Origin of the sequence: Planotetraspora sp. GP83, assembly GCF_041262585.1 — a bacterium.
GTDB lineage: Bacteria > Actinomycetota > Actinomycetes > Streptosporangiales > Streptosporangiaceae > JAOEGB01.
The window spans coordinates 1-18,424 of the sequence record NZ_JBGCBZ010000044.1 but is presented as its reverse complement, the minus strand read 5'-3'; the positions used below and the strand labels follow the sequence as shown (position 1 = coordinate 18,424).

The following is an 18,424-nucleotide window of genomic DNA, read 5'->3' as shown; positions in this document are numbered from 1 at the left end:
GCAGACTCGCCGAACGCCCCGAGGAGACACCGGCCATCGAGGGCTCACCGATCGCCGCTTAAAAGATCTTGATCCACAGGTATTGACGATTGCTCCGCAGCGCGCCGTCGACCAGGGACAGGTAGGTATCAGTGATCTCGCGCCCGAGGGGATGTACGGTCATGTGGGCCAAGCCTGTCACTTGTACGATGTCCCGCGCTTCATCCGACGGCAGCTCTCCAGCCAGCACATGAATGATCAACCGGGAAACGATCAGCGGGAGTATTGCACTGGCCTCCGACAATCCAGCACGTCCAGAAATGAAACGTTACTCAGGCGCGCATTGTCCAACAGGCATCCGATCGCTCTCAACCACACCCTCAGTTGCCTATGGCTTCGTCCTGGATGCGCTGCACGAAGTGGACGTGAACGGTCGTTCTGCGGTGCCACGGTCACGGACCACGGGCACCTCAAACCTGCTTCATGAGCCGCTGGAAAGCCTCTTCGGTGCGGCAGACAATCGAGTAGCCGTGGTGAATCTCCGCCTCTCCTCTGTTTCGTCGCCTGGGGAACACTCGGAGGTTCGTGCTGTGGAAGTACCGCCCGGCCACGGGAACCGACAGCTCAGTGTCTGACGCCCACATCTCCAAGTCCGACCATGGCGGGACAATCACCGCGATCGTGCCTGACGGGGTCTTCTCACGGTCGAGATAGACCACCTGGCCACGGTCGAGGTTCACCAGTTCAAGCTTCTTCTTCGTAAGGTGTGAGGGCACGAACCCCAGCGACTCGGCGAGATCGACCAGTCGCTCCTCCAGTGGCAACTCCCACACTGGAACTGCGTCTGACGACAACGGCTGCGGCATGAACCGGAAGACACCGCCCTGGATATTCGAGGCGAGCAGCTCGTCGAGAGCCGCGATGATCACATCCGAGCCGCCCGTAAGCATCTCAGGGGTGAGTGACGGACGCTTGGCGTAGTCCGCTGCAGCCACATTGCCGAGAACTCGCTCCGCGCCAGGTAGCCGCATCAGGCTGTCCACCAGGCGAGCTAATCGCTCCACGGGAAATCCCCGAGCCCGCATCCACTCAAAGTTGATCGAGAGCACCGACTTGTCCGAGCCTGTGTAGATGCTCCACACTGATGCCTCATCCTGCCCGACCCGGAAGTACGCGCTCACCGACGGAAACGTACCCGCGCCGAAGGAGTAACCCCGGAAAGCAGCGTGAGTCTCCGCGTGGCGGTACACCGTCAGCAGGACATCGCTGGCCTCTGGGGTGCCGTACTTCTCCAGGGCGTGCAGCAGGCTCCGCTCATCCCATTGGGGCCCGGTAAGCACGAGACCAGGCTCATCTACTTCCTCTGGAGGACCAACTAGGTCTTCAGGGTTCAGCGGGCCACCCAATGCCTCCAGGATCGCCCGGGCCATTTCCTCCAGCCAGTCGATCGTGTCGGCTGTCTCCTCCGCTGTGAGCTTGGCACGTCCGGGTGGCGGAGCAGGATTGCGGTCGGCGGTGTGCGCGATTCGATTGCGCCGGTCAACGATTGCGCGTAGGCGCTCCCTGACCTGATCCGCTTTGATTGGGGAACCAGCCCGGCTCATGATCTCAGCCACTTTCGGCCAGAGGTCACCTGCCGTGACGAAGGAGAGTCCCTCCTTGATCCGCTCCGGGCTCTGGTGAGTAACCCGGGCGAACTTCTCACCCCAGCAGCGCCGCAGGACTTCACCCAGTTCTCCGGCCTCTCGGTGTACCTGTTCGAAGGCTTCCACCGGGATCTCCAGCTTGGAGAACTTGGGCGGCCTGGGTAGATCCGGACGTAGCGCGAGGAACACGGCCCTTTCCGTGATCTCCCGCGTTATCCAATGATCCAGCCCCGCCACGGATTGCGACCACGCAGCCCGGTACAGATCCGTCACGTCCTCCAGCGCACGTACCTGCAGAGCAACGAGTCCCGGCCCCGTCTTTACCAGGCTGCGAGCGTATTTGAGGTTCTCCAGAAACTCATCAAATGCCTCGACGGGCTCGTTCGTGGACATGGGTTCTCCGGGAGGAAGCGAACAAGAGCGACTCTGTCGACGTTATGCGGTAAAACGATCTCCTGCAGGTCATTTTGATGGATCACCCATCCCTGATGGTTCCGCCGCCACCGCAGTCATCACCCTCCGTAACCGACAAAGCCCGGCTGGATGATCTCCGCTTCCTCTCACCTGGCCCCCGGAAACCACGTCGCCCCGTGGGCGATAAACGGTAGCCAATGATCAAGGGCCTGATCGCCGTCTTCAGCGATCAGGCCCTTGTGTACGTGGTCAGGAGAAGATGCGGTCCATCGTCTCTGCTCCACCGAGGAGGACGGGGCGGATCTGCTTGCGGTAGACCGCCTCGGTGACGGCCGTCCCGCTGTGCCCTACCAGGCGGGCGATATCTTCCAGCGGGACGCCGGAGTCGGAGAGCAGCGAGACGAAGCTGTGCCGCATCTCCCGTGGCGTCCACTCTTTGGCCTTCAGTCCGGCGTCCTTCACGATCTTCCGAAAGGCGCGCCGCACGTTGTGCGAGTCCAGGGGAGTGCCTACCAAGGAGGCGAAGACGAGATCGTTCTCGGTCCACTTGGCCCCGGCATCCTTGCGCTCCTTGGCCTGCTGCACCTGGTGGGCACGGAGAGCCTCGACACATCGCTTGGGCAGGGCGAGAGACCTACGCGACTTTCTGGTCTTGGTGTCACCGCCTTCCCGTACAGATCGCCAGACGGCGATCCATGGCGGAGTGCCGCTGTTGGGATCGCCGTCGAGATCCACCTCCGACCAGACGAGCGCCCGGAGCTCCTCGGTGCGGGCGCCGATGAGGAGCGAGAGCACCACGTAGGCGTACAACCGCGAGCGTTCGGCGGCGGCCAGGACCGCCACCGCTTGCTCCAGGGTGAGCGATTTGGAAGGACGGCCTTCCTGTCCTTCGGGGACATCGCACAGGGCCACCACGTTGCGCTTGACCTTGTCCCGCGCCTGGGCGAACTTCACCGCCCGGTTCAGGCATGAGTGGAGCAGGCGGAGCGTGCGGGTGCTGTGCGTCTTGGCCTTCCCGATGAGCCAGCGGTCCACGTCTTCGGCGCTCAGCTCCCGCAGCTTGCGCGCCCCCAGGGCGGGGACGACGTGTTTGTCGGAGAGGATCCGGTAGTTGGCCACGGTCTCGGGATCGCGTCCCTGCAGACCGTAGGTGAGCCAGTTCGTCATGGCGTCGGCGACGGTGTAGTTGGCCGGTCCGCTGGCGAGACCGAGACCGTCCTCGTAGTCACGGAGATCTCTTTGAGTCTCGCCTTGGCCTCGGTCTTGGTCTTGCCGCTTGCTTTCCTGACGATGCGCTTGCCTGCGGGGGAGTAGCCGACCGTGACCGAGGCGATCCAGCGCTGGCGCTGCTCATCCCAGTGCAGGCCGCCGTCGCCGCGGCTGCGTCGTGCGGTCATTCTGTCCTCACTTCCTGTTCGAGAAGGGCGATGTACTCGGTGATGGCCGAGGCCGGAATCAGCCGAGTGCGGCCCTGTTTCAGGGAGCGCAGCCGCCCGGCGCGGATCTGCTCGTAGATCACGGTTCGGCTCATGCTGAGCAGGTGCATGGCCTCGGAGACGCGGTAAAGCCGTCTGCCATCAGCCCCGGGGGCTGCGACCCGGTCTCGATCTTGTGAATCGTTGTCTGCGCGGGTTGCGGCGGGTGTGCCACTACGCGTTCGGGGCCCTGCAGGATACGGAGATGAACCGGATTCGGGAGGCCCTGAGCAGGCCCTTTGTGGCTTCCTGGTCACTGCGAACCCCCACGGACCTTGTGATCGCGGATGCGGGCGATGGCGAGCTTGAGGAATGGCTCGGAGATATCGACACCAACGAAAGTCCGGCCGAGGTCGTGGGCGGCCAGCGCGGTGGTACCTGAGCCGGTGGCCATGTCGAGCACGGTCCCGTTCGGGCGGCAGCCCGCCGCGATGGCCCGTAGTGGGATGTCGATCGGGAACGGGGCGAAGTGCGCGGCCCGAAGCGGCCGGGTGGAGATCGACCACATGTCACCGGGGTTCTTGCCATCGGGGTGGCTGGCGTTGTGTCGCCGCCCGGTCGGGCGCATTGCCGCACCCGGTGCCCGCCTGTTGAACGGTTCGGCGGCGTCGTACTTGCGGGGCCACTCGGTGGCGATGGTGTTGGGCTTTTTTCCGCCCTTCCGTGACCGTCGCGAGATCGGCCGGTCGCCGGTGTACGGCTCGCGGATCGCGTCCAGGTCGAACCAGTAGCGGCGCTGCTTGACCAGCATGAAGATCAGCTCATACCGGGTGGTGAGCCGGTCCAGAACGGATTGGGGCATGGCGTTGGGCTTGTGCCAGACGATGGCGTTGCGCAGGATCCAGCCGTCCTGCTGGAGGGTGAAGGCGACGCGCCAGGGCATGCCGAGCAGGTTCTTCGGTGGTACGGCGAGCCGGGCTCGCGGCCGTACGACCGGCTGGTGTGGTGTGGAGACGGACCCTCGAGCGTGTTGGCGATGGCCCGGCCTCTGGGTGACAAACTGAGTGACAATGCGCCCGAACGCGCCCGGACGCTGCCGGACTGTCAGGGATCGTTTCCCAGCTCAGAGTCGTTTCGGTGCCGTCGAGGCGGACCTGCTGGGTTGCCTGGGGGTCAAGGGGTCGCAGGTTCAAATCCTGTCGTCCCGACCGCGTTTTCGCAGGTCGGAGCCACAGTATCCAAGATCGGATACTGTGGTTTTTCTCTTGTGTCACCCAGGTGTCATCAAAGGTCGCCCTCCCGCTGGGTGCCGTCGGGTGACACATGTCTGTCCAGCGTGTCACCGCATTCGCCACCTGTTGAGGCCGTAGCACGGCGGTGTTCAAACGGGAACGGAATCTACGATGTAAAGAGGTGCATGTTTGAGGCCCCGAACCCGAACCGCTGCCTGGACGGTGGGCTCGGCACGCCCTTGGTCGGCATCCCGGCTGACACTGTGACGTCCGCAGGCGGTGGAATGGCGTTAATCGGCACACGCCGTCGCACCGACCTTGTGACGCCCGCAGGGCGGGAGCAGCAGAGCAGACAACGGCGATCAGAAAACGTGGCTCTGTGTATCCGGCGGCAGGGGACCGCCTGCCAGCATGACCCGTGGCCACCTATTGCTGAAGGTTAAAGGGCCCTCCAGAGGCGGCCATCGTCTTGTTGCGGAGCCTGCAGAAGACGGAAGAGCGCTTAGTTCACACCGAAGAGGTCACTGGTTCGATCCCAGTATCGCCCACCACGTTCGCGCAGCTCAGAAGGCCGGGCCGCTGTCCAGCGGGTGGGTCTTCCGGCATTTGGACCGCGGTTGGACCGCAGGAACCAGACGTCATCCCCCAGCCCGGACCGTCACAGAGCCGCCTCCCTCGACACCGGGTTACCTTTCTCCGTCCACCGTTGTGTTCGATCAGAATCCGTCTGCGGTGACCGATCGGCCGCGGCCGAACCAACCAGGTAACGCCACGCCAACTGCTGTAGGCGTGGGACTGTACGGGACGGAGGCGTCATATGTGAGCGCACCGGAATTGCGAGTTCCGGAGATGGGCGGCGTCTGCAGGGCGACTGGGAGTCCGTGCGCGCCGTGGCGTTGGTCGCCATGGGCGTGCTCAAGTTGATGCTGAAAGGAGTGGCCAACCGCTCTCGTGATCTTTCCAAGCAGCCCTCGACCGGCCAGCCCCTTGAAGAGCACAGCACAACCCATGATCTGTAAGTCAAGTCCTCTGGGGCTGTTCAGGTCCTCACCTGCGCGCGTCCGGGACCGTCGCATCCGTCTCTCGAGATGCCCTGCACTGGTCTCGTGCTGTTAGTGACGGTGGACCCGGCAAGTGAACCTCCAGGCTGGTGCTGGGGGTCAAGGGGTCGTGGATTCAAATCCCGCCGTCCCGACACTGTTCTAGCAGGTCGGAGCCGTGATCAGGCGAGAGTGATCACGGCTTTTCTGTTTCTCATTGCTCGTTTGTTGCTCGGACGAGCCGTCAGTTGCCGATACCCCGCTGCCCGCCATTGCCGCAGGCTGCCGCCCGTTCCGGGCGGCCGGCTCGCCGAGGCCGTCACCTCGGCGATCGACCCGGCGGCGCCCGCCACCGCCCGGGCCATCCTGGCTCAGCTGGTCGCCTCCGCCCCCGCCGCGGCGGCGCATGTCGAGACCCGTCTGTCGCTCACGTTCGATACGTCGGCCTCGCCGTCGGCGCCGCCGACGCTCACCCAGGCCGCCGAGGAGGTGTCGCGTACGGTGGAGGGCCTGGAGTCAGCGCTCGGCTCGTGCGGGGTGACCGTGATGGGTCGGGCCACGGCGGCGGAGATCGCCGCCGTGGTGCGCGGGGCCTTCGACCCGGCCGCACGCGGCGAGGTGAGCCGGCCCCGGCCCGGGGCGGATACGGCGGGCTGGGCGGATGCCGTGCCGCTGTCGGCCGAGGAACTGCCGGGGAGCTACCGGCACGACTCCGGGGTGTCGGTGTCGTGGTGCTGGCAGGAAGCGCCGCGGCAGAACGTGCACTCCGATGTGCTGGCCCGGCTGGTCGCGCCCGGGCCGTACCTGAAGCGGGTGACGCTGCAGTATCGGCCGCTCCCGGCCGCGGCCGCGGACCGGGTGCTGGAGAGCGAGGTGACCTCGGCGGCCTTCCGGCAGGCCTACCGGCACCGGCTGGGCAGGGAGGAGACCGCCCGTGACGCCTTCGACCAGGCGAGGGCCCGGCAGGCGGCCAGGGAGGAGGCGATTGGGGCGGGGGTGTGCCTGGTCGGCATGGTCGTCACCGTCACCGTGCTCGACGCCGCCGATCTGCCGCAGGCCGTCGCGGCGACCGAGGCCGCCGCCGATTCGTCCAAGATCCGTCTGCGCTCGCTGACGAGGTCCCAGGCCGCCGGCTTCGCCGCGACCCTGCCCTGCGGGGTGTGCCCTCCCGCCCTGGCCGGACACTGATCCTGCCTGCACTGGCGTATCGCCGGCCACCCACGCCCAGCAGGTACGTGCCTTTGCCCTGGCTTGCCCCGCCCGAGCGCTGAGCGCTGCGGGTTTGCCAATGAGCGGCGCTTCCTCCTCTTCCCGGCGTGGTGGGCGTCACGGATCGGATGGCTCAGTGTCTCCTTCTCGTTCGGTCCCAAAGAGCTCTGTGTGCGCTCCTGCTGTTCCCCAGCACGACATAGACAACGAGTACCGCCCCATGCACGCGCTGCCGGAACAGGCTCTTCAGAGCTGGAGGAACGACGGGATGGCGTAGAGGAGGAACCAGGCCAGGGCGGCGATCCAGGGGAATTTCACATAGGTCCTCCTCTCGCACGCCTCGGTGGTGCCGGCGTGCTTGTAGGTGGCGAGGGCCTGCTGGAGGCGGCGCAGCGGGCGGCGGAAGGTGCGGTAGCCGGTGATGCCCCCGAGAACGGATCCGCCGAACTGGAGCGAGCCGATCACGGTGTCGTCGTCGAGGACGACGAGGATGCCGTTCTCGAGGACGATCTCCTTGACCTGGGGCCAGGGGACTTCGTGGACGACGAGGAAGTTATCGACGAACAAGGCGTCGGGCGTCGCCCGGATCTTCGAGTGCCAGGCGAGTAACCAGATCACGAACGAACTCCCACCGAGGATCAAGGAGAAGACGAGCGCGTCCGCGAGATTGTGGACCAGGCCGGTGCCCAGGGTCGCACCGAGGCCGTAGACGGCGAGGGCTCCGGGCACGAGGACGGTCAGGACGATCGCGATGGGCTTCCTGGTCACCACCCGCTTCTTCCATGTCTTACTCATTGAGCCGGCTCTCTCCCAGGTACTGGATCCCCGTAGACGGTGCCGCAGTCTCGGCGTTGACGAGCAGGTTCTCGGCAGTGATCCCCAGCGCGAGCCGCGTGCCGTGGGCCGGGCCGGCCTGTCTGGCGGAGCCTCTCGCCCTCGCGCCGACCTTCACCCACGGACTCGCGAACCACCCCTCGGTGAGACTCCAGCCTTCTGGCACGCCTACCCGGCGACCCGCCGTCGTCACCTTCCAGCCCGCCGTAAGACCCTTGCCGATGTAACCGAGGCCCACCGACGTGGCGACGTCCCAGGCGAAGGTCCTCATCGCTCGAGGATCGGCATAGTTCCCGGACTGAACTGCGCTGTGAACGTAGTTAGCGGCTGCGATACCGACTCCGGCGATCATGCAGACTCCCGCCGACGCGACAATGCACACGCCCAGGCCGACGATCGACAGAGCGGTGCTGATGGTACTCCAGTGGTTTCCGACCCATTGGCTGGCCTTGTTCAGCCAGCTCTGGTTACGGGCGGTGCGCTGGGCGGCCTGGGCCGCAGCGGCCTTGGCTGCCGCCGCCTGCGCGGCCTGTCTCTTGGCGATGAGAGCGCTGATCTGGGGTTGCATGGCCTTGTAGGCCGCGCTGTAGTGCCGGTATTCGGCCCGTGCGCGTTTGGACTGGAAGGGCGCCTTGACCGGGTGGAAGCCGGTGAGGTTCTTGTGCGCGCCGTTGAACAGCCGGGTGCGGATGCGCCAGCACTTGGCGTCGCATCGCCCGGGCCGCAGGCCGTCCGGGTCCGACAGGGTGACGGGGTTGTTGTCGCTGTAGGCGTAGCCGTTCATCTGCTGCGGATCGTCGGTGTCGATGACCGGGTCGACGCTGAGGAAACGGCCGTTGGTGGGGTCGTACTCGCGGGCACCGAGGTGGGTGAGGCCCGTCGACGGGTCCATGGCGCCGCCGACGAAGCCGCGTTCGCCGGGCCATGAGGCGGGAGCCGCCCCTCGCTGGTTGCCGAAGGGGTCGAGGCGGCGCAGGGTGACGGTCTGGGTCGAGTCGGCGATCGCCACGGTGTTCGTGCCGTGGTGGTCGGAGGCGAGCCAGGTCAGCCCTGTCTTGCCGCGGGCGGCCACCACGTCGTCGCCGTGAGCGTAGTAGCGGGTGCAGGACAGGGCCTGGGTAGCGGCGTCCAGCCGCACCTCCTGGCCCGGCAGGTAGAGGGTCGTCCCGGTGGGGTCGCGGCGGATGAGCCGATCACCGTCGGCGTCGTAGAGGAAACTGGTGGTCGCGCCGCCGTCGGTGACCTTGGTCAGGTGGCCCTCGCCGTCCCACTCCAGAGTGGCGGATTTGCGGCCGGTGGTGTTACCCGCCTGATCGTAGGTATAGGAGTCCGTGGCGCCGCCCGAGGTGGCGAGGGAGGTGAGGGCGTGCGGGTGGGGTCCGGCCGGGGCCGGGTAGGTGGAGGTACGTGTGATGTCACCGCTGCTGTAGTGCCGCACCTCTTTGGTGCGGTTGCCGGTGAGGTCGTAGCCGTAGGACGACCAGTAGGACGCCGGACCGCCGAGAGCCGACAACGTCGGGGCGGAGGCGCAGCTCTCGGTGCCCTGTGCCCACGCCTCGGTCAGCCGTTGCAGGTGGTCGTAGGTGAAGCACTGCACGTCGGGTGTCTGCCCGGTGGGCTTGTCGGTGATGGAGGTGATGTCGCCGGCCGGGTCGTAGGCGTAGTTGACGTCCGCGACCTGCGCGGGGGCGGTCTCCTTCTGGATGAGTTCCCGGCTGAGCCGGTTGGTGCCCTCGTCGTAGTAGAAGTACCGCTGGACGCGTTTGCCGGTGCCGGCCTGCTGGGTCCACCACAGCGGCTGGCCGAGCTTCGAATACTGGGTCGCGGTGACGTAGGTGGACAGGCCGCGGGTCGTCGTCGGCTGGCCGAGTTCGTCGTAGCCGTACGTCATCACCTCGCGGGGGAACCCGCCCGCCGCGGGTACGCCTTGGGACGCGAGGGTGCCGTCGGTGTTGTAGGTGGAGCCGTACTGGTAGCTGCCCGCGAGCTTGCCCTCGACGGCGGGGATGGTGACCGTGGTCGAGGTCGGCCGGTACGCGACGTCGTAGGCGGTCACCTCCGTGCGGTACGCGTTGGTCCCGGCGTAACGGATGGAAGCGACCGGCTGCCCCTTCACTGCGGTGCCGTCGGCCATCGTGTCGTAGGTCCACTCGGCGAGCTTGGTCCCGGAGGGGGAGCCATCGTACAGGCCGGTCTTGCGGCCGAGGACGTCATAGGTGTAGGCGAGGGTCTTGCCACGGGCGTCGGTCGTGCTGGTGAGCTGGTCCAGATCGTCGTAGGTGGAGGTGGCGACTCCCTTGTCGGGATCGTCGTCCTTGATCTTGCGTCCGCGCAGGTCGTAGGTGTACGTCCAGGTGTTGCCGGCCGGGTCGGTGACCGTGGCGGTCTGGCCGGCGGGGGTGTAGGTGTAGCGGGTGGCGTCGTAGGCACCGGTTACGGCGCCGTTGCGGTACTGACGCAGCTCGGTGGTGCGGCCCCGCGCATCGGTGTAGGTCGTCGTGGGGGTGGCGCCGGCGGGCGGGGTCACGTCGACGTGGTCGCCGCCGTAGGCGGTCGTGGTGCGCCACTTCTCGGTGCCGCGCACCCGGAAAATCTCGGCGGTGACCCGTTCCGCGCCGTCGTAGTTCGTGACGGTCTGCCCGGGAACGTCGTCGTCGCTGGCCGGGATCCACAGGCTGGTGGCCGGCGCCTGGTCGTTGTAGTACTCCTGGTTCTCCTTCACCACCAGGCCACGGCTGTCGTAGATCTTGTCGGTGATCAGACGTCCGCCGCCGGGCGCAGGGGCCTGGGTCTGCCGCTCGCGCAGCAGTCCGTCGTACAGCGTCTGACTGACGTTGTAGTTGGCGTCATTGCGCAGGGTCTCGGCGGTGACGGCCACCGGTCCGTCGGTCCGGATGAGGTAGGTGTACTGGCTGTTCGGGGAGGAGGGGTTGGCGGACTTGGGATGGGTGGGCAGCCATACTTGGCTGGTGCGGCCGAGCGCGTCGTAGGTCACATCGGTGCGCTTGCCGTTCGGGTCGACGACGGCGGTGGTGGCACCCCAGGCGGGCTCCAGTTCGGTGGTGGTCACGTGGCCGGCCGGGTTGGTCACGACGGTCTTGGTGGCAAGGCCGCCCGTGGCCGGGATGTAGGCCGTGACGGTCTTGTGGTTCGCCGCGTCGGCGACCTCGGTGGTCCTGCCGTACTCGTCGTAGGAGGTGGCGGTGTCCGTGACGTACTGCGGGGAGCCGTTCCACCCCGCGAGCTTCTGGGTGAGGGTGACGTCGCCCGTGGTGGGCGTGGCTCCGTAGGCCTGGCCGTCGTAGGACATACGGGTGTCGGAGATGAGGTGCTTGGACCTGTCCGGGGTCGCGGTGCAGGCGACGGAGACGGTCTCCTCCCGCGCCGGGTTGTCGATCATCCACGTCTGGTCATTGCGGGCGTAGGTGGTGCGCGTGCACTGGTCGTCGGCCGGCGTGGAGACGTCACCGAGGTCGCTGACCTCGATCTCCTGACCGTCGTCGTCGTAGGCGGTGTCGACCTCCGTATGGCGGAAGCCGCCCGCCGACAGCGCGGTGCGGGTACGGGTCTTCGCGGTGTCGACCATGTACGCCTTGGTCGTGCCCCAGCTGCGTGTCCGGGTGGCAGTCGGTCCGCGGGTCCAGGGGTCGTTGATCGTGCCCTGGACGACCGCGCCTCCGGCGCCGTTGTAGGTGATCTTCTCCCGGGCAAACCCTTCGAGCCGCGGCTTGTCGTCCATGGCCGTGCCCTCCGAGTCGGTAACGGTAGCCGAGCGGGTGCCGGTGGAGGTCTTGTCGCCGTCCATGCCGCGGAAGTAGAGCGTCTCCTCCTCCGACCGCTGGTCGGAGGGGTCGCCGGTGTAGACGCGCACCTTCTGATAGCCGCGCCACTGCGACCACGTCCGGTACTTGTCCTTGGTCAGCCCGTCATCGTCGTCGTAGTGCCAGGCTGGGTCCCCGACGTACTCGTAGCTGGTGGTAAGGAAGGGGGCGCCTCCGGTCCGGTCCACCTCGTTGACCTGGGTCACCAAGTACTTGTGGAACCAGTCGCGGATGGGGTCGGTGGCGCCGTCCGGGGTCCAGTACTGCGGGAAGCAGCGCTTGTCGTTGGCGTCAGGGGTAGGCGTGTGCCCGGCGACGCATTCGGCCGGGGAGTAGCTGACCGAGATCTGGCCGCCGGTCTCGTTGTAGATGGCGGAGACGCGGCGCTTGGTGAAGGGAGGGAGGCCCTCCTGTCCGTCGACCCGGTTGGCCATTTGGACGCCGTCGAAGCTGACCGCGGGAAGCGACAGGCTGCCCCCGATCTTGCCGGTCTGCTGGATCGACTCCAGCCACAGAGCCGGATCCGTGCCGTCTCCAGGCGCGGGGAAGGCGTGGGTGAGGGTCCAGGTGTCCACGTCTCGAGAGCCGACCTGTGTCGTGACCGAGGTCAGCCTCCTGCGGCTCCAGAAGGTCGGGGAATACCTGTTGGTACAGCTGTCACCGGAGGCGCAGTTCTGATCCACGGGAACGTCGGGCCAGTGGGACGCGTTCGCGGTGGTGAAGTCGGCGTCGGCACAGGCGAAACCGCTGCTCGGGAGGCAGCGCTCGGAGGTGGTGAAGATCACCCGGGCCGGCGGCACCGCAAAGACGGTGTCGGACCGCTGCGCGTAGTCGATGTGGTCGAGGTAACCGCCTCTGGTGTAGGCGACGGGGCTCGTGGCTTTCATGTTGAGGCCGTAGTAGTTGGTCTCGCGCTTGTACCAATAGGTGGCCGCGTTGCCGTGGGGGTCGACGACGTAGTCGAGATTCCACCGCCACGCCTGCTGGCACCAGGAGGAGGCGTAGGCGGAGCCGTGGCACGGCTCACCCGCGTCGTCGCCGAATACCGGCACCGTCCAGGCGGAGTCGGTCACGGCCTTGCCGCTCGCCCAGCCCGGCAACCGGTTGAGGCCGAAGTAGTACTGTGTGCCGTCGGTGGTGGTGATCTTCCAGTGCTCGCCGTCGTCGTCGCCATTGGCGGTGCCGGTCAGACGCTCCACCTTGGTGGCGTCGTCGTTCTTCATGTGCCAGGTGCCGGTGGCGTCGTCGCGGATCAGTTCGTTCGTGGCGCCGCCGAGCGACACGGTCGCGTTGTCGGTGCCCCAGCATTGGTCGCCGGTGGACGGTGTGACGCCGTCGTCGGCGCACGGCTTGTAGCGCCGCTCGACGAAGCCGCCGACGGACAGGTCCCAGCCCTCGCCGATCCACGAGCTCTGGTTGTTGGTCGAGGCGGTGCGTCCGTCGACGCTTCCCGAGGAGTAGCGCAGCTCCATCTCCGGTTCAGGGCCGCCGAGGCCGGGCGGGGTTCGCAGCGGGTAGGTCCAGGTGAACTCTCCCGTCCGGTCGCCGCCGTCCCAGGTGCCGGAGGCGGACAGCGGCGTGGAGGTGAAGTCGCCCGAGCCTCCCGACGGGGCTGCGGTCAGCGCGTACACCGGCGCGTCGCCCGCCGCGGTGACCTGCGCGGTGATGGTCTCGTCAGCGGTGTCGTTGCTGCTCGGCACCGCTGTCGCCGTACGGCATTCGGGCCGGTCCGGGGTGGTTGCGGCGCAGGTGGGTAGCTGGACGAGCCTCAGGCGGGAGGCCCAGTCGCCGCCGCCGGCGCCGGCGAAGCCCTTGTAATCCAGACGCAGTGTCATCGGCGCCGCCGCTGGTTGGTCATCGCGGCGGACCCGGACGAGCAGACCGTCCAGCCCTGCCGCTGCGGCGGTTTGACGGTCCAGCACCTGTACGTCGACCTTCCCTGGGGAGGTCTGGCCGACGGGTCCGATGGTGACGGGGAGATCTCCGGCTACGAGGTCCTTTGTGGCGGCGGAGTCGCCGGAGGCCGAGCCCGGCCGCGGCCAGGTGACCGCCCGCGGAGGCACGGCCCTCCGCTCGGGATCGGCCTTGCGGGCTCGCGGGGGGGCGGGGTGCCCGTTCACCGAGGCGGCGTCCTTCGGCTTGGCCGGATCGGCCGCCGCCATGACTTCGGGCACACCCTGGACCAGGGTCAGGGCCATGGCGAGCGCGAGCGGTGCAGACAAGCGGGCAGCCCAGCGGGGCAGCATGGAAGTGCGGGGGGTCACAAGAGGCCTCCGGGCCGGGTGGGCGGGGGTGCTGACGGGTCCGCGGCGGTTCACGCGAGGCCCAGGGCGAAGTTGAGGATTTCTTCGTCGGTGAGGACCCCGGTGTAGACGTGGGTGTCGTCGATGTCGCCCGGCCAGTAGCCGGTGGCCGCTCCGGTGAGCTTGGCCCGACCGAGTTGGAAGGCGCCAGTGGCGTTCCACGTGGCGGAGAAGCCGTCGGTCTGGGCGACGAGTTGCCCGTTGACGTACAGCCGCAACTGCCGGCGGGGGTGGTCGTAGACACCGGCCAGGTGGGTCCACTGCTCCAGGTCGACCGGGTAGACGGCCGGGTCGACCGCCGCGCTCACCAGCGTCGCGGTGTCGGAGTCCGCGTCGGGCGCGTCGAACGACCACTTGCCGGTGCCTCCGAACATGCGGTAGCCCAGCGTGAAGCCGCTGCGGCGGGTGCCGTCCTGGCTGGCGGCGGTGGCCGTTTGGGCCGCGCTGCCGAGCCGCACCCAGGTGGTGATCGTGAAGCTGCCGTCGGTGCGGGTCATGTAGCCGGGGGCGGAGGCGTACCCGCTGGTGCCGTTCAGCGACAGTGCGTTGAGGTCGTGGCCGTCCGATGTCCAGCCAGCGCCACCACCCAGAGTAAGAGTGCGGCCGGTCTGGCTGGTGGAGCTCGCGGCCGATGTGCCGGCCCCCTCGTCCAGCCGCCACGCCGCCTGGTGCTGCGGCGGCCGGTTCACCAGGTCGGACAGTTCGTCGGCCCGCTCGTTTTTGACCAGCAGGCGGTCCCAGATACGTACTTCGTCCACCGATCCTGCGAAGTAGTTGCCGAATTTGCCGTCGATCTCCGACCGGCCCACCTGGAAGGCGCCGGTGGCGTTCCAGGGGGTGTCGAAGGTCGGCTGGGAAGACTGCAGCCGACCGTTGACATACAGCCGCAGCTGTTGCAGGGAGGGGTCGTAGACGCCGACGAGGTGCTCCCAGGCATTCACCCGGGCCGGTGCGTCCGACGAGGCGCGGATCGGGGAGACCCCGTCGGCGTCACTCGGCCGCCGGCTGAACACCCATTTGCCGTCTGCGCTGTTGAAGTACAGGTAGAAGGCGCTGGCGTGGTCGCCGACCTGTGCGGCGACGGTGCTGACGTGCGAGGTGTCGGTCAGCTGCGCCCAGGCCGAGATCGTGAAGGCCTTGCTTGTGTCCACGACGGGTCCCAGGGACGCCAGGTAGCTGCTGGTGCCGTTTAGCGAGGCCGCCTTCACCAGGCGCCCGCCCGCGAAGGTCACCCCCGTTGCCGTGAGCGGGTGCGACCCGACCGAGTCGGCCGCCGCCGTCGCCGTCGCGGCCTCGTCCATACTCCAGGACGACACGGGGCCGGAGGCGACGCTCGACACATAGAACTGGTAAGTGGCGTAGAGGGCGCCGGCGTTGCCCGCCTGGTCGACGGGCCAAACGTAGACCGTGGTCAGCCAGTCATGGGTAGGAGCGATCAGCAGGTTCGCGGTTCCGCTCGGCGCCTGTACCCGGCGGCGGGCGCTGATGGTGTCGACCGCGTAGTCGAAGGCCGTGACGTCGGTGTCGCCAGCCGCGCGGGTGAACGTGAAAGCTCCCGGCCGTCCGATTCCGTCGTGCCATTGAGCCGGGTCGGAAGGCTCGTCGTCGGGATATTGGGCAGACGACACCGAGGGGAGCCCGCTAGGGTTGGTGGTGTCGACCCTGAACTCGCACCAGCCGCTCCACGGCCCTGCGTCCGTGCCGTCGTAGGCGCGCACCCGCCAGGAGTAGACGCCGCCTTCGGCCAGGCCCGACAGCGTCACCTTGTGCTCCACCGCAGTGGCCGAGGCGATGTAACTGGTCGTACGGGTGGCCCCGAAGGTCTCCCACGCAGAGGTCGCGGTGTTGTAGACGTGCACCTCGAACTCGGCGCGCACGGCGTCGCCCCCTTGGTCGGGGTCGTAGACCTTGGCCTTCAGCGCCGGAGATGCGCTGCTGATGGCCGGGCGACTCGTGCCGGTGGCGCAGGGAGCCGCTGGGGTGGTGGCTATCCCCGCGGTTGGGCGCGGCACGCTGTTGTAGTCGACGACCAGTTTGGCCGTGCTCTGGTCGAAGCCCTTCCAGTAGTACGAGTCGGTTTCGTTGCCCGCGATCAGCCCGAGTGTCGTGTCGTCCAAGCCCCGGCCTGCGGTGTTGGTCACGGCGGCGGTCGCGTCGAATTCCAGGCCGCCGCTGTCGCAGCCACCGGGGTCGTATCCCTTGGCGACGTTCAGTTCGTCCAGCTTCTTGTGCAGGGCGGGCTGGTGACTCCACGTGGTTGACTGGGAGATTGGACCGGTGAACCACAGCTCGATTGGGCGGGCGCTGCAGGACCACGACCAAGTCTCTGTGATACGGAAGGTCGCCTTCAGGATGTGCTTGTAGTTCACGTAATCGGTGCGCATGCGGTAGAACGAACGGCGCTTGACCGACCCGTTATAACTGCCCGCTTCTGATCGATGCGTCGGATTCAAGCCGGTGTATGAACCATCGGACGAGACCATGGCCCATGCCAGTTTCGAACCCGTCCACTCGGGGTCGATGAACACCGGGAATTGTGCAGACGGATCGGCCAGTAGCGACCTGTCCGGAATTACCGAGATAGCGGAATTGGTGACCTCGGTGTCCATAGCGACCTCACGGCCTCCAGGCGAGGGTGCAGCGGCCAGCGAACGCGACACCGCCTCACCAGCCGATCCATTCATCCGGCCCGACGAGTCCCACATGCGCGGAACCGGCGATGTGAACAGCACGGTGCCGCCGTCGGTCACCGCGTTGGTGGTGCCGTCCGCCGTCTTGCGGATTGACACCCCCGTCCCGCTGAGTCCAAAAGTGACCTTCGCCAATGCCGGGTTGGCCGCGGCCTTGGCGTCCTTGACCACCAGGACCTCCGACAGTCCGGTCACCGAGGCGGTCAGTTGCAGGTCCACCCCGGGGAAAACCTCCGGATAGACGGCGGTGGGGCCGTCGAGTCGTGGAACGGGAAGCGTGCCCGGCCAGGAAATGGTCAGTTCCCGCCCCTGCGCCGAGAGCGTCACCAGCGCGGAGTCGCCTCCGCCGGACAGCGTTGCCGCCACCGCCGTCGCCCGTGGAGTGATCCTCCCATCGGGAGCCTGTACGAGCGTGGCGTCGACGTCAGCCCACCGCCCGTCTTGACGCACGCGCACCGGCAGGGCGGACTCCTCGAGGGTGAAGGTTCCGTCGCTGTTGGCGAACACCTGCCGCGTCTCGGTCCGGCGGTCGAGCGCCTCGACCCGCGTCCCCGATGCCGTGGCTGCGGCGAGAGCCGAACGCTCGTCGGGCTGGGCGGCCGGCGCCGGGGCTGCGTGCGCGGCAGCGGCTACGGGAGGTGTCGCGACCAGGGACGCTGTCATAGCGGCCCAGACCAGAACGGCCGCGAAAAGGGCACGGCAAAGCCTCAAGAAATGCTCCTAGTGAAAGAGAACGTGAGAACGCCGCACCCTCAGTCGCGTCGGCTATGTCCCCGATTCGGCCCGCATGCGGAATCAAGGGCCGCAGCCATGAAACGTGCACAGTCGACGAGAGTCAAATTGTCATGTATAGATCCGTGCTGTCTTGAGTCGGGTCGCATGCCCAGGCTCCACGGGCCGCATGATCCATCACCAGCCAATTCGGCCGAAAGAGCCTTATCGGGCCTTCTGGTGATCAGTAAGGAAGTCCTAACGATTTCGCCTTACCGTCTCGTCCGATGGCCATCGCCTCGCCGAAGACGCTCCCACGCAGCTCCGGCTATCCTTTCGGCACCCATGCGAGAAGCGGTCAGGCCTGCGTCGCGCGGAGACCCTCCAGCCCGACGCGACCGGGTGGTGTCACAGCCTGAGCAACCTTCGCCCGTAGTACTGAAGCCATCAGCAGTAGGGGGAGGCAGACGTGACCGTGGTGCCGTTCCGTTCCTACGAGGGGCTCGAACCGACGGCACCCGTACGGTGGGACGTCGATGAGACGATGGCCGTATCCGGCGCCCCGGCCCCGGGGGAGGAGACGGGCGGTCGCCCCGCATGGGGCCGGCGGCGGGCGGGCGGTGCATATCGCGCCGGGGGCGGAGCAGGCGACGACCACCCAGGTGTGTGGGCTGTACCCGTTCGTGGCCGGCGCGGGCGCCCCGTCGATCGGTACGCCGAGCGCTACGCCCGCACCCGTCATCCCGAGGCCCTGCGCCGCGCTCCACGTGAATCGCCGAGTCTACGAGGGGGCGGCATGGCTCAAACTGCGGCGCTCCCGCCGTTGGCGAGCATTTGAACCAGGTGACCCACTGGACGTCAAGGGGTCGCAGGTTCAAATCCTGTCGTCCCGACCGCGTTTTCGCAGGTCGGAGCCACAGTATCCAAGATCGGATACTGTGGTTTTTCTCAACGCCGTTGCGTTTAGCGTCGGGGACGGGAGGCAAGTCCCTTCTCGAAGATCGTGACGTCGGCGTGGAAGCTGTAGGTCTGTGCGGTTGCGGGGTGCTGCCCGGCGTTTGGTCCGTACTTGCTGGTCGGGTTCTTTCGCGTACGGGCCTTGACACGGGAGCGGCGCCCTGCGGGCAGTA

At 67.2% G+C, this 18,424-nt stretch carries 9 protein-coding genes; 1 reads left to right on the top strand and 8 read right to left on the bottom strand.

Features of this window, described 5'->3' with window-relative positions; genetic code table 11:
* Positions 1-449: 449 nt before the first annotated feature.
* The 5 genes from ABH927_RS33820 to ABH927_RS33800 all read right to left on the bottom strand — a co-directional run bounded on the left by ABH927_RS33820 (position 450) and on the right by ABH927_RS33800 (position 4,397).
* Positions 450-2,018: a HEPN domain-containing protein gene (locus tag ABH927_RS33820; protein WP_370028527.1), complete on the bottom strand. Its 1,569-nt coding sequence runs from the start codon at positions 2,016-2,018 to the stop codon at positions 450-452.
* 270 nt (positions 2,019-2,288) lie between these two features.
* Complete coding sequence (gene xerC, locus ABH927_RS33815) at positions 2,289-3,206, bottom strand: tyrosine recombinase XerC (protein ID WP_370028525.1); 918 nt, start codon at positions 3,204-3,206, stop codon at positions 2,289-2,291.
* The gene (locus ABH927_RS33810) at positions 3,203-3,436 is read right to left on the bottom strand and encodes a hypothetical protein (protein ID WP_370028523.1); all 234 of its coding nucleotides are present in this window, start codon (positions 3,434-3,436) and stop codon (positions 3,203-3,205) included. The genes xerC and ABH927_RS33810 overlap by 4 nt, the downstream gene beginning before the upstream one ends.
* Positions 3,433-3,771 (bottom strand): helix-turn-helix domain-containing protein, encoded by a 339-nt coding sequence (locus ABH927_RS33805; protein WP_370028522.1) that lies wholly within the window; start codon positions 3,769-3,771, stop codon positions 3,433-3,435. The genes ABH927_RS33810 and ABH927_RS33805 overlap by 4 nt, the downstream gene beginning before the upstream one ends.
* Entirely contained in the window at positions 3,768-4,397 is a 630-nt protein-coding gene (locus tag ABH927_RS33800) for a site-specific DNA-methyltransferase (RefSeq protein WP_370028520.1), read from the bottom strand. The genes ABH927_RS33805 and ABH927_RS33800 overlap by 4 nt, the downstream gene beginning before the upstream one ends.
* Positions 4,398-5,951: 1,554 nt before the next feature.
* Here ABH927_RS33800 and ABH927_RS33795 point away from each other — a divergent pair.
* Complete coding sequence (locus ABH927_RS33795; protein ID WP_370028518.1) at positions 5,952-6,914, top strand: SCO6880 family protein; 963 nt, start codon at positions 5,952-5,954, stop codon at positions 6,912-6,914.
* A 267-nt stretch (positions 6,915-7,181) separates the two neighbouring features.
* On the opposite strand, the gene ABH927_RS33790 is transcribed toward ABH927_RS33795, so the two are convergent.
* The 3 genes from ABH927_RS33790 to ABH927_RS33780 form a co-directional block, all read right to left on the bottom strand.
* Positions 7,182-7,730 (bottom strand): hypothetical protein, encoded by a 549-nt coding sequence (locus tag ABH927_RS33790; RefSeq protein WP_370028517.1) that lies wholly within the window; start codon positions 7,728-7,730, stop codon positions 7,182-7,184.
* A complete protein-coding gene (locus ABH927_RS33785; RefSeq protein WP_370028515.1) occupies positions 7,723-13,812 on the bottom strand; it encodes an RHS repeat-associated core domain-containing protein in 6,090 nt (2,029 codons plus the stop codon). The genes ABH927_RS33790 and ABH927_RS33785 overlap by 8 nt, the downstream gene beginning before the upstream one ends.
* A gap of 92 nt (positions 13,813-13,904) precedes the next feature.
* On the bottom strand, positions 13,905-17,246 hold the full coding sequence (locus tag ABH927_RS33780) for a LamG domain-containing protein (protein WP_370028513.1): 3,342 nt from the start codon (positions 17,244-17,246) through the stop codon (positions 13,905-13,907).
* Positions 17,247-18,424: the final 1,178 nt, after the last annotated feature.

What these genes read in the sequence shown, in the direction of transcription:
- ABH927_RS33820 (WP_370028527.1), bottom strand. Translation starts at nt 2,018, where the DNA reads ATGTCCACGAACGAGCCCGTCGAGGCATTTGATGAGTTTCTGGAGAAC.
- xerC (WP_370028525.1), bottom strand. Translation starts at nt 3,206, where the DNA reads ATGACGAACTGGCTCACCTACGGTCTGCAGGGACGCGATCCCGAGACC.
- ABH927_RS33810 (WP_370028523.1), bottom strand. Translation starts at nt 3,436, where the DNA reads ATGACCGCACGACGCAGCCGCGGCGACGGCGGCCTGCACTGGGATGAG.
- ABH927_RS33800 (WP_370028520.1), bottom strand. Translation starts at nt 4,397, where the DNA reads ATGCCCTGGCGCGTCGCCTTCACCCTCCAGCAGGACGGCTGGATCCTG.
- ABH927_RS33790 (WP_370028517.1), bottom strand. Translation starts at nt 7,730, where the DNA reads ATGAGTAAGACATGGAAGAAGCGGGTGGTGACCAGGAAGCCCATCGCG.
- ABH927_RS33780 (WP_370028513.1), bottom strand. Translation starts at nt 17,246, where the DNA reads ATGACAGCGTCCCTGGTCGCGACACCTCCCGTAGCCGCTGCCGCGCAC.